At 46.7% G+C, this 12,122-nt stretch carries 6 protein-coding genes; 3 read left to right on the top strand and 3 right to left on the bottom strand.

Translation table 11 applies throughout. From position 1 onward, the window contains the following. The first annotated feature begins 110 nt into the window (after window positions 1-110). Window positions 111-761 (top strand): 7-carboxy-7-deazaguanine synthase QueE, encoded by a 651-nt coding sequence (queE, locus tag ATG66_RS12560; protein ID WP_179885653.1) that lies wholly within the window; start codon window positions 111-113, stop codon window positions 759-761. A 14-nt stretch (window positions 762-775) separates the two neighbouring features. Next, on the top strand, window positions 776-1,474 hold the full coding sequence (gene queC / locus ATG66_RS12555; RefSeq protein WP_098415616.1) for a 7-cyano-7-deazaguanine synthase QueC: 699 nt from the start codon (window positions 776-778) through the stop codon (window positions 1,472-1,474). 46 nt (window positions 1,475-1,520) lie between these two features. On the opposite strand, the gene ATG66_RS12550 is transcribed toward queC, so the two are convergent. The 3 genes from ATG66_RS12550 to ATG66_RS12540 form a co-directional block, all read right to left on the bottom strand. After that, window positions 1,521-1,874, bottom strand: coding sequence for a DUF2750 domain-containing protein (locus ATG66_RS12550; protein WP_098415615.1), 354 nt, complete (start codon window positions 1,872-1,874; stop codon window positions 1,521-1,523). A gap of 195 nt (window positions 1,875-2,069) precedes the next feature. After that, window positions 2,070-2,603 (bottom strand): OmpA family protein, encoded by a 534-nt coding sequence (locus tag ATG66_RS12545; RefSeq protein WP_373560845.1) that lies wholly within the window; start codon window positions 2,601-2,603, stop codon window positions 2,070-2,072. Window positions 2,604-2,689: 86 nt separating this feature from the next. Next, the gene (locus tag ATG66_RS12540; RefSeq protein WP_179885652.1) at window positions 2,690-4,006 is read right to left on the bottom strand and encodes a TolC family outer membrane protein; all 1,317 of its coding nucleotides are present in this window, start codon (window positions 4,004-4,006) and stop codon (window positions 2,690-2,692) included. Window positions 4,007-4,447: 441 nt separating this feature from the next. Here ATG66_RS12540 and ATG66_RS20580 point away from each other — a divergent pair, with 441 nt between their 5' ends. Further along, window positions 4,448-12,055, top strand: a complete 7,608-nt coding sequence (locus tag ATG66_RS20580; RefSeq protein ID WP_257145737.1) for a Calx-beta domain-containing protein — start codon at window positions 4,448-4,450, stop codon at window positions 12,053-12,055. Window positions 12,056-12,122 lie beyond the last annotated feature (67 nt).

The following is a 12,122-nucleotide window of genomic DNA, read 5'->3' as shown; positions in this document are numbered from 1 at the left end:
TTTAACAATTAATTTTTTGGTTTAAATTGACCTAGGCACGCCTCTACATTATGGTCTTCGCCTCGAAGTATGATGAGTTGAGTGAGTTCACGTTGTATAAGCTAAATGAGATGTTTGAGACCATCCAAGGGGAAGGGATTTTCACTGGAATACCTGCCGTTTTTATTCGCCTTCAAGCGTGCCCGGTAGGTTGCTCATGGTGCGATACCAAACAGACTTGGTATGCTGATGAGAGTGACCGACGTCAGATTGGCGATATTTTGGTGAAGAAGGAAGACTCCCCAACTTGGTGTGTTGCATCTGCTCAGAGCATCGTAGAGCAATATAAAAAACAGGATTTTAACGCCAAGCACATAGTCATTACTGGGGGAGAACCTTGCCTTTACGATCTACGGCCTTTAACCAATGCGTTTGAAGATATGGGGTGCCAATGCCAAATCGAAACGAGTGGAACGTCAGAGGTGGTCACTTCAAAAAACACTTGGGTGACAGCGTCACCGAAAGTGGCCATGAAAGCTAAACTGCCTGTACTTAACAGTGCGTTGGAACGTGCTAATGAGATCAAACATCCCGTCGGGACTCATAAAGACATCGACCATCTGGATGCATTGTTAGCAGACGCGAATGTTGCCACGAATACGGTGATTGCATTACAGCCTATAAGTCAGAAGCCTCGCGCAACCCAATTGTGTATTGAGACATGTATTGCTCGTAATTGGCGCTTGTCTGTTCAAACTCATAAATACCTAAATATTGCTTAAGCCCGGAGAGAGAAATGAAAAAAGCCGTCGTTGTTTTCAGTGGTGGGCAGGATTCGACAACATGTCTGGTTCAAGCTCTTAAAGAATTTGATGAAGTTCATGCAGTCACCTTTGACTACGGCCAGCGCCACAAACTGGAAATTGAGGTCGCTCAACAAGTGGTGGAAGATCTGGGAGTGGTGGCACACAAAGTTATGGATGTCGGTTTGCTCAATGAACTTGCGATCAGCTCTTTGACGCGTGATGACATTCCTGTATCACATGAATTGCAAGAGAATGGTTTGCCAAACTCTTTTGTTCCTGGGCGTAATATCCTATTTCTTACCCTTGCGGGGATTTATGCTTACCAAATCGGTGCTGAAGCGGTGATAACGGGTGTATGCGAAACGGATTTTAGTGGCTACCCTGATTGTCGTGATGACTTCGTTAAAGCGATGAACGCGGCACTAGTGAAAGGTATGGATCGTAACTTGATTATCAAAACGCCATTGATGTGGTTGAACAAAGCTGAAACTTGGGCATTGGCCGACCAATACGATGCATTGCAACTGATTCGTGAAACCACGTTAACTTGTTACAACGGTATTATCGGCGATGGTTGTGGGGATTGCCCAGCCTGCGACTTACGCAAAACAGGCCTCGATGATTATTTAAGTAACAAAGAAGCCGTGATGCAGTCGTTGGTTCAAAAGCAGGAAGTCGAAGGTCTGTAAAATTCAGCCTAAAAACGAATGCCGCTACTTTTAAAGTTAGAACAAACTAGCTTACGTATAGCTTAGCGAGGTCTTGGGGTTCAATCTCTTTACCCTCTAGCTGTGCATTCCAATTTGTGCCAACAAGAACGCCATCTTCTGCAAGAGTTAGAAGCCAATCTTCAACAAAGATATCTAGCGGAATTTCTAGTACTGTAAAATCAGCCCATTCTTCAACATTATGTGTTTCTGCATCTTCTTTAGAAGACCAGAAAGGCATGACTTCACTGTTTTCGAATTCAGTTGAATCGCAAGATAGCCAACCTTCTTCATTACGTAGCCCCCAAACTAAGTGGCTTTCTTTCGTTTCTGCAACGAAAAGGTCAAGGTTTGCTTGGATATCTGATGTAAGTTTGCTCATTTCAAAACTCTCATTGTTATTACGCGGTTAGACTAACACTAAAGCGCCGATTCCTAAAGCATAATACGGTTAACGGAACCTAAAAAGAAAGGCCCAGTTGTTATGCAACGAGACCTTATAAAAAGTGAGAATTAACCTAAATTACATGCATTACGTTATGTGCTGACCTTTCTTTTTCACGGTATGATTCAATGTTTAGCTCTTAGGAAGAGTCGTAAAAACAGTCCACTCTTTTTTCACTTCCCCTTTATAGCCTATAACGGTTGCTGTTACTCGACGGTTTAATGCATGGCTAATTTCATCTGTGCCTTGTGTTGCTAGTACCGTATCTCCATAACCCACGATAGCCACTCTACTGCCACTGATGCCATTGCTCAACAGTTCTTTTCGCACATTCTCTGCGCGACGCTTGGACAAATCGAGGTTGTGTTCTGCACTGCCTGTTTTGCTGGCATACCCTTGGATCTCAATGGAAGTATCTGGGTACTCTTTCAAGAAATTCGACAGTTCAAGAATTTGTTTTGAGAAAATAGGATTAATTTTGTCAGAATCGTTAGCAAACAAAATCCGGATTTGCATCTCTTGTGATGAATCCACATAGGAGCCACAACCATCATTGTCAATCTCTGCTCCGAGCGGTGTACCTGGGCATAAATCCCTTTCGTTGATCACGCCGTCACCGTCATCGTCTAAATGGTCAGCCCATTGTTCGGCGAGCGGAGTGGCCATGTACTCATATTCGTCCCCATTATTATTGGATGAACTACAAGCTGAAAGTACCAATGATAGTGCAATAATAGTTATATATTTCATCATTAATACTCCACTTCTTGTAGCCATTCTTTAGGCATTTCGACTCTCAAAGCGCTCAATAGCTGACCTGTTGCATTCATCACTCGATATTTTGCATACTGCTCAGCGTACTTTGAATCGACGTAACCCTTACGTGCTTCAAATAACTCATTTTCTGTATTCAACAAATCGAGTAATGTTCGTTTACCAATACGGTATTGCTTCTCGTAAGCAATGACCGTTTCTGATGCAGAATCAACATGATCGGATAAAAACTCTTTTTGTTGGAGCGTTAAATCCAGTGCACTCCAAGAGAGTCTCAATCCTTCCTCAACATTTCGATATGCGCCTTCACGCAAGTCTTTTGCTTTGTTCAATTGGTATGCGAAGTTTTCAGAATTCGCCGCATCACTACCACCGTTAAATAAGTTGTAACGCAAGCGTAGCATCGCAAGCGTTTCATCACTTCGGCCTTTGAGGCCATCAGCGTCGTCGCGCCATGTCTGAGACGCTTCAATCGAGATAGTTGGGTAGTTAACCCCTTTAGATTGTTTGTACTGAAATTTTGCGGAGTCTACATCAGCGAGCGAGACTTGAACGACAGGGTGCAGTTCAAAGGCTAAACTTACCGCTTCATCAACAGTGTATGGAATAAAGTTTTGATCGGCTCTAGGAAACACCAGCCCTTGCGGAGTTTGACCCACCAAGCGAGTGAACATTGTATGTGTATCGTATAAATTATTTTGCGCTGCGGCTAAGTTACCATGCGCCTTGGCTAAACGTGCTTCCACCTGAGTTAAATCCGCTGTTGAACCGATACCTGAATTTACACGTTTTTTAATGTCGTCATAAATATCTTTATGAACCGCAAGATTGCTTTCAGAAAGTTTCAAAATTTCATAGGCTTTGACCGCATCTAAGTACACTTTAGTGACTTCCAGTGCTTTGTCTGATGCGTCAGCCAATAGTTGGAACCTAACCGATTCTGCATCAGCAGCGGTTCGATCAATATCATTTAAGGTTGCGCTACCATCCCAAATGAGCTGGGTTAATGTCACAGAAGCTTCCTTCCGAGTGTAGTCGGTGTCCCCACGACCGACCTCATCGGATGGATCAAGTCCTTCATAGCCAATCCCTGCATCTAAATCGATGGAAGGCAAGTAAGCGCCAGAAGAAGCTTCATTAACATAGCGTCTACTAGTGAATTCGTTAAATGCGCTTTTAATATCTGGATTATTTTTTAACGTCAATGCCACAGCTTGCTCTAAGGTTTGACCGAAAACGGGTAAAGACACTATTAAGCTACAGCAGCAAGCAATATTTAGTCGGTTCCATTTCACGGTGATTCTCCTAAAAATTTGTGTTGCTTTTGCTATTTCACCTCAGTTTTATCTCAAAAGTGAGATGAAATATCGTAAAAAACAGTGTTTGGATAAGCAATATCTCAACCGACTGTTAAACCAAGGTTTTTATTCGAAAAATCCAAAGGTTCTCCCTTTAAATCCTAGACCATGTGGTAAATATTGCTTCGCAACACAGTGGGTTTAAGCAGAAGAAAAGTTTGAGTTCTTAATATCATAGTGCTTCACGACCTGTGTAATTTATGGCTTTCAAATAACCTCACCCCCTGAGTTATTAATCGGTCTAACTATTGACAGTCACACACATAACGAAAATATAAATCACACATACAACGAAAATATAATGATTTTGACTAAACTATAGACGTAAATGTAGAAGTAACAAACTTTTAACTTGGTTTGAATTGGGGTGAGGTAGATATGGATCGACTAACTTTGAGCTCATTAATGGGCAACATAGTAGTTATCGGGCTGGATGGGGAAATTAGAATCTTAGAAGAAGGACAATTACCTCAACCCGGGGAATTAATTATTGAAGAGGTTTCAGACACTTCAGAGCTTGTCATCGAACAAGTGACACCGCAAGGCAGCGCGATAAATGTAACCGATGATATTACTGCACTGATTGAAGCGATAGCGAGTGGAGAGGACCCAACTCAGCTTGGTGAAGAGTTCGAAACTGCAGCGGGTGAAAATATTGGATCTAGCCCGCAGACAACGGGCGCGGTAGATCGAACTGGTGCCGAATCACTAGCAAGTACCAATTTTGAGACAAGCGGTATTGATGGTATTGGACTGTCAAGTACTCAAGCACTCTCTTTACTTGAATATATTCAAGCGAGAAACGCGCCATTACCCGAGACAAACTTTGTTCAGGATATCTCGAACCCGGTAGTTAATGAGGGTAATCGAGTTTTCTTTGATATTACGCTGAGCCAGCCAATTCAAGACAATACCAACATCAATTTTTCGTTATCAGATGATTCCGCTACTGGTGGTTCATCTGACCAAGTTGGTGTCGACTATATTGATGATACGGTACTTGTGACCTTTTCTGATGGCTTAACGGAGGAGGTTCAAGTCGATGAGAACGGTGCTTTTACTGTATCGATACCTTCTGGCGAGAGCACTTTTACCGTTTCTTTAGACTCTGTAGATGACTCCGTGCTCGAAGGTCCAGAAACCTTCACACTTTCAGGAAGTACTGATGAGCAAAATACCCCCGTTTTAGGCACGGCGACCATCGTCGATGACGGCAATGGCCCGGGCGAGGATCCAGATGATGACCGTCCGATGGTGTCCATCAGCGATGCAGGCACAATTAATGAAGGGGAAACCGCCAACTTCAAAGTCACCTTATCGAACGCCTCTGAAGCGGAGGTTCAAGTCGAGTTAGGCTTAAACCTCGGTGATACCGAAGCAGGAGATCTCGGCACCTTGGAATACAACACCGGCTCGGGATGGACCACGGTGCCCGTTTCCGGCTTAGTCACGGTTCCGGCAGGCTTGACGGAATTCGATGTGCGCATTGCGTCGATTGACGACGAAGTGTATGAAGGCGCAGAAAACTTCAGTGTGGATGTCACGGGAGTGGGTGCGGTGCAAGGCAGCGACACCGGCACGGCGACCATCGTCGATGACGGCAATGGCCCCGGGTCGGATCCAGATGATGACCGTCCGATGGTGTCCATCAGCGATGCGGGCACGATTAATGAAGGAGAGACGGCGAATTTTGTCGTGTCACTGACGAATGCCTCCGAAGCGGAGGTTCAAGTTGAATTAGGCTTAAACCTCGGCGATACCGAAGCAGGAGATCTCGGCACCTTGGAATACAACACCGGCTCGGGATGGACCACGGTGCCCGTTTCCGGCTTAGTCACGGTTCCGGCAGGCTTGACGGAATTCGATGTGCGCATTGCGTCGATTGACGACGAAGTGTATGAAGGCGCAGAAAACTTCAGTGTGGATGTCACGGGAGTGGGTGCGGTGCAAGGCAGCGACACCGGCACAGCGACCATCGTCGATGATGGCAGTGGCCCGGGATCGGATCCGGATGATGACCGTCCGATGGTGTCCATCAGCGATGCGGGCACGATTAATGAAGGAGAGACGGCGAATTTTGTCGTGTCACTGACGAATGCCTCCGAAGCGGAGGTTCAAGTTGAATTAGGCTTAAACCTCGGCGATACCGAAGCAGGAGATCTCGGCACCTTGGAATACAACACCGGCTCGGGATGGACCACGGTGCCCGTTTCCGGCTTAGTCACGGTTCCGGCAGGCTTGACCGAGTTCGATGTGCGCATTGCGTCGATTGACGACGAAGTGTATGAAGGCGCAGAAAACTTCAGTGTGGATGTCACGGGAGTGGGTGCGGTGCAAGGCAGCGACACCGGCACAGCGACCATCGTCGATGATGGCAGTGGCCCGGGATCGGATCCGGATGATGACCGTCCGATGGTGTCCATCAGCGATGCGGGCACGATTAATGAAGGAGAGACGGCGAATTTTGTCGTGTCACTGACGAATGCCTCCGAAGCGGAGGTTCAAGTTGAATTAGGCTTAAACCTCGGCGATACCGAAGCAGGAGATCTCGGCACCTTGGAATACAACACCGGCTCGGGATGGACCACGGTGCCCGTTTCCGGCTTAGTCACGGTTCCGGCAGGCTTGACCGAGTTCGATGTGCGCATTGCGTCGATTGACGACGAAGTGTATGAAGGCGCAGAAAACTTCAGTGTGGATGTCACGGGAGTGGGTGCGGTGCAAGGCAGCGACACCGGCACGGCGACCATCGTCGATGACGGCAATGGCCCCGGGTCGGATCCAGATGATGACCGTCCGATGGTGTCCATCAGCGATGCGGGCACGATTAATGAAGGGGAAACCGCCAACTTCAAAGTCACCTTATCGAACGCCTCTGAAGCGGAGGTTCAAGTCGAGTTAGGCTTAAACCTTGGCGATACCGAAGCGGGGGATCTCGGCACCTTGGAATACAACACCGGCTCGGGATGGACCACGGTGCCCGTTTCCGGCTTAGTCACGGTTCCGGCAGGCTTGACGGAATTCGATGTGCGCATTGCGTCGATTGACGACGAAGTGTATGAAGGCGCAGAAAACTTCAGTGTGGATGTCACGGGAGTGGGTGCGGTGCAAGGCAGCGACACCGGCACGGCGACCATCGTCGATGACGGCAATGGCCCCGGGTCGGATCCAGATGATGACCGTCCGATGGTGTCCATCAGCGATGCGGGCACGATTAATGAAGGAGAGACGGCGAATTTTGTCGTGTCACTGACGAATGCCTCCGAAGCGGAGGTTCAAGTTGAATTAGGCTTAAACCTCGGCGATACCGAAGCAGGAGATCTCGGCACCTTGGAATACAACACCGGCTCGGGATGGACCACGGTGCCCGTTTCCGGCTTAGTCACGGTTCCGGCAGGCTTGACGGAATTCGATGTGCGCATTGCGTCGATTGACGACGAAGTGTATGAAGGCGCAGAAAACTTCAGTGTGGATGTCACGGGAGTGGGTGCGGTGCAAGGCAGCGACACCGGCACCGGCACAGCGACCATCGTCGATGATGGCAGTGGCCCGGGATCGGATCCGGATGATGACCGTCCGATGGTGTCCATCAGCGATGCGGGCACGATTAATGAAGGAGAGACGGCGAATTTTGTCGTGTCACTGACGAATGCCTCCGAAGCGGAGGTTCAAGTTGAATTAGGCTTAAACCTCGGCGATACCGAAGCAGGAGATCTCGGCACCTTGGAATACAACACCGGCTCGGGATGGACCACGGTGCCCGTTTCCGGCTTAGTCACGGTTCCGGCAGGCTTGACCGAGTTCGATGTGCGCATTGCGTCGATTGACGACGAAGTGTATGAAGGCGCAGAAAACTTCAGTGTGGATGTCACGGGAGTGGGTGCGGTGCAAGGCAGCGACACCGGCACGGCGACCATCGTCGATGACGGCAATGGCCCCGGGTCGGATCCAGATGATGACCGTCCGATGGTGTCCATCAGCGATGCGGGCACGATTAATGAAGGGGAAACCGCCAACTTCAAAGTCACCTTATCGAACGCCTCTGAAGCGGAGGTTCAAGTCGAGTTAGGCTTAAACCTTGGCGATACCGAAGCGGGGGATCTAGGCTCCTTGGAATACAATACTGGCTCAGGCTGGACCACGGTGCCCGCCTCCGGCTTAGTCACGGTTCCGGCAGGCTTGACGGAATTCGATGTACGCATTGATACTGTAAATGATGCAATATTTGAGCAAGATGAGGACTTTAGCGTTTCTGTTGTCGGCGTTGGCCCTGTATCAGGCTCAGATCTCGGTAACGCAACCATTATCGACGACGATGCACCTCCGACTATCTCTGATGTCATCGATGTTGTTGTTTCGGAAGAAGGTTTAACCAATGGTATTCCTGACAATACTGGTTCACCTACCGACACAGTAAATGCTGCCAGTTTCTCAGGAACATTTACGGTTGGAGACCCTGATACCGCAAATGTTTCAGTAGTTCTTTCTGGTCCAAATACGCTTACATCGGGCGGGGAACCGGTCTCTTGGGTATGGAACAGTAATAATCAAACATTGACGGCTTCTACTGCAAGTTTGGCTGTTGTTGCAACAGTCGTCCTCACTGAACCTGCCGTCTCAGGACAAGGATCTTGGGATTACACCGTCACATTGTTTGAACCACTAGATCATCCGGTGAACGATGTTGAAGATATCATTGACTTTGATTTGCAGATTTCAGTCAGTGACGGTCAAAGCACAACGTCTGAAAGCCTAAACATTGTCGTTGAAGATGACCGCCCATTGGTTCCTAACAATGTACAAGCTGTAGATGTAACAAACCTGAATATCCCTGATGTTATTACTGGGCAAGTTAGTTTTATAGGTAATGGGTCAGACTCTTTCAGCCGATCTTTTGGTGATGTTGTAGTCACAGCTGAAGGTTTTCTTTCAGATGAATCGGTTACGCTTGGTGCTGCACAAATCAATCAGTCTTCAGATGGTATTGGTGTTAAAAGTTCAGGTGATAACGGCTTCCCATTGGATAACGAGATCGATTACCGCTTTGCTAACGAGCAAGGAGTATCTGAAAAACTCATTATAGATTTAGGCGATAAAGTTGCATTTGGTGCTGAAATTGAATTTGCCAAAATGTTTGGTGGTGAACTAGAAGAAGGGCTGGCGTCATTCTATCGAGATGGCGTACTTATTGCCCAGCAAACATTTAGTTCAGATGCTCAGAGTGGCGATTTCGCAGCAAACTTTAGTGTTCAACAAGGTGGTTTCGACCAGATCATTCTGGAAGCAACGGGTAATGGTAATGCTTCGAATATCGAAGATAATAGTGACTTTACTGTTAGAGCCATTACCTTTATTGGTTCTGATGGCGGCACTCCGATCGCGTCTGCAGAAGGAACGATTAGTTCTACCTACGGTGCTGATGGTCCAGGAACAACAGTATTAACAGGTGCAGAGTCTGGTTTAAAGACCGCAGATGGTGACGATATTACGGTCAGCGTCGATCCGCAAAACCTTAATCGTTTAGTTGGTTCAACGGATAATGTTGTTGCGTTCGAAGTGCAGTTTACGCCGAGTACAGGTAAGTGGGAGTTCGTTCAGTACGAGCCACTCAGCAAGCCAATAGGTGATGGTTATATCGACTTTGGGTATACAGTAACGGATGCCGATGGAGATAGTGTTTCTGGATCATTTGCGGTTAATCCAGCGATACCACCAACGATTTCTGGTGTAGCGTTGAGCGTATCTGAAGAAGGTTTGTCCGATGCGAATGTCGACAGTGCCGCATTGGCTGGTTTCACTGATACAACAGATTCCATTAATGATACCGACACACTTAATTTAGGTTCGACGGTTGAGAGTGTCACATTGGGTCTTCCAACGGCACTAATCTCAAGTGGTGGGGACACCTTAGTTTGGACATTATCGAACAGCGATAAAATACTAACAGGTTCCGCAAGCGGTCAGCCTATTATCGAGGTGTCGGTTGATGACCTAGGCAATTTATCAGCAGAGTTACTAGGAAAAGTCGATCACCCAGATGGTGGTGGTGAAGATGTGATAGATTTAGAAGTTCCTGTTATTGCATCAAATGCGTTCGGTGTTACTAGCTCAGCAACCGCTACAGTCGCCATTGAAGATGATTCACCATTTGCTGAAATGGTTGTAGAAGACGTTAATGCCATGCAAACAACTGGTTCCAATGTTCAGTTAATCTTAGACGTATCAGGTTCGATGGGGTGGGACTCTGTCACGGGTTCGAGCTTTAATGTCGTTACTTCGCGCCTTGATGTGCTGAAAAGTGCATCGATAGCATTGTTATTAGAATATCAACTGCTTGGAGATACCAAAGTTCAAATCACGACTTTTAGTAGTAACGCGAATATTCTTGGTGAAAGTGGTAATGAATCGTCAGATAACAGTTTACCTAATGATTTAACGACAATTTGGATGGATGTTGATCAAGCTATCGATCTGATCAATGGTTTAACTGCAGGTGGTGGTACGGACTATGACGATGCCATTGCACTTGCTGTCGAAGATGACGTATGGGGTAATGTTGAGTTACTTGAAGACGCAAACAACCTCAGCTATTTCCTGTCGGATGGTAACCCTAACTCTCCTGGGAATCAGATTAATGCGACAGAACAGGCGGATTGGGAAGCGCAGCTAGAGCAATACAATGTAACAGGACTTGCTTATGGTATTGGTAGTGGGGCGTCGACTCAGTTCTTAGAGCCAGTTGCCTATGATGCGAACAACCCTATAGATAAGCAAATTTCACCAATAATTGTTCCGGATATCAATAGCCTTCCAGCGATACTTATCCAATCGGTCGTTACACCAATTACAGGCGCTTTAGGTTCGTCTGGTATGGGTGGAAGTACGTCATTCTTTGGTGCTGATGGTGGTTATGTATCGTCGTTTAACTATGGTGGTGCAACAGGTATTACGGTGATGTTTGATGGCACAACCATTACGGTGGATGATGGTGCCAACAATACAGGAGCAACGGCGATTGTTGATATTGTTGAAGAAACAGTAACGCTTGTAGTAGATAGTCAAAATTCTGTGGTTATCGACTTGAATACTGGGGAGTACACCTTCTTTGCTTCATCGATTGCAGTTGCAACACAGTTTGATTTCGATTATGTACTAACAGACGGTGATGGAGATACTATTGTAGAAACCGTTTCGTTTGATTTAGAGCCAAACTCTGTCGAGGCCGTTGATGATGCTGCATCTACACCTGAAGGCACACCAATAGTGGTTGATGTGCTTTCAAACGACACCAATAACGACAACGCAGCCACATTGACATTAGCTGACGCAGTGGTTGATTCAAGTAAAGGTCAAGTGCTCATCGTAGACAATCAATTGGTCTTTATCCCGTCAAATAATTTGGATGATGGAGACAGTGCGAGAATCTCTTATCGAACTGAATCGTCAAACGGTGATTTTGATATAGGTGCACTTACTGTCTCTGTCACCGGCAGTGCTGGCAGTGTTCCAGGCGTGGGCGGAAATGATAACGATGCGCTTATCGGTACAGCAGGTGCCGATATCTTACTTGGTGGAGAAGGAGAGGATACTATTTCAGGTAATGCAGGTGAAGATATCATAATCGGAGGTTTAGACTACGATATCCTTACTGGTGGAGGCGATGAAGATACCTTTGTTTGGACTCAAATGGATGATGCTGTGGACTCAGTGACAGACTTTGATGCGTCAGAAGGTGATAAACTTGAACTAAGAGATCTATTTGATGATGTGTCTGGCACCGATATGTCGGCATTACTTGATGACTTTGAGTCTGGTGATTTTTCTGGTCAAGTGAATAGCATATCCTTGTCTATAACTGAAGGCTCCGGGAACTCAACCTTAACCATCAACAAAGATGGACAACAGTTGGAGGTTAACTTTGATGGTGCTTCTGCAGCCGATATTGCCAATAGTCTGATTTCTAATCTTGAGCAATTAAGAGAATAATAGAAGAGAGAAAAAACGGAGCGAAAAGCTCCGTTTTTTCTTAACAACGCAAGCGCCATTGAGGTGG

It is taken from the genome of Vibrio sp. ES.051, from assembly GCF_002563795.1.
Lineage (GTDB): Bacteria > Pseudomonadota > Gammaproteobacteria > Enterobacterales > Vibrionaceae > Vibrio.
This window is presented reverse-complemented; position numbering and strand designations above follow the sequence as displayed.

Bases quoted from the DNA above. Each gene is read 5' to 3' on its own strand.
- queE (WP_179885653.1), top strand. From the start codon at position 111: ATGTTTGAGACCATCCAAGGGGAAGGGATTTTCACTGGAATACCTGCC.
- queC (WP_098415616.1), top strand. From the start codon at position 776: ATGAAAAAAGCCGTCGTTGTTTTCAGTGGTGGGCAGGATTCGACAACA.
- ATG66_RS12550 (WP_098415615.1), bottom strand. From the start codon at position 1,874: ATGAGCAAACTTACATCAGATATCCAAGCAAACCTTGACCTTTTCGTT.
- ATG66_RS12545 (WP_373560845.1), bottom strand. From the start codon at position 2,603: ATGGCCACTCCGCTCGCCGAACAATGGGCTGACCATTTAGACGATGAC.
- ATG66_RS20580 (WP_257145737.1), top strand. From the start codon at position 4,448: ATGGATCGACTAACTTTGAGCTCATTAATGGGCAACATAGTAGTTATC.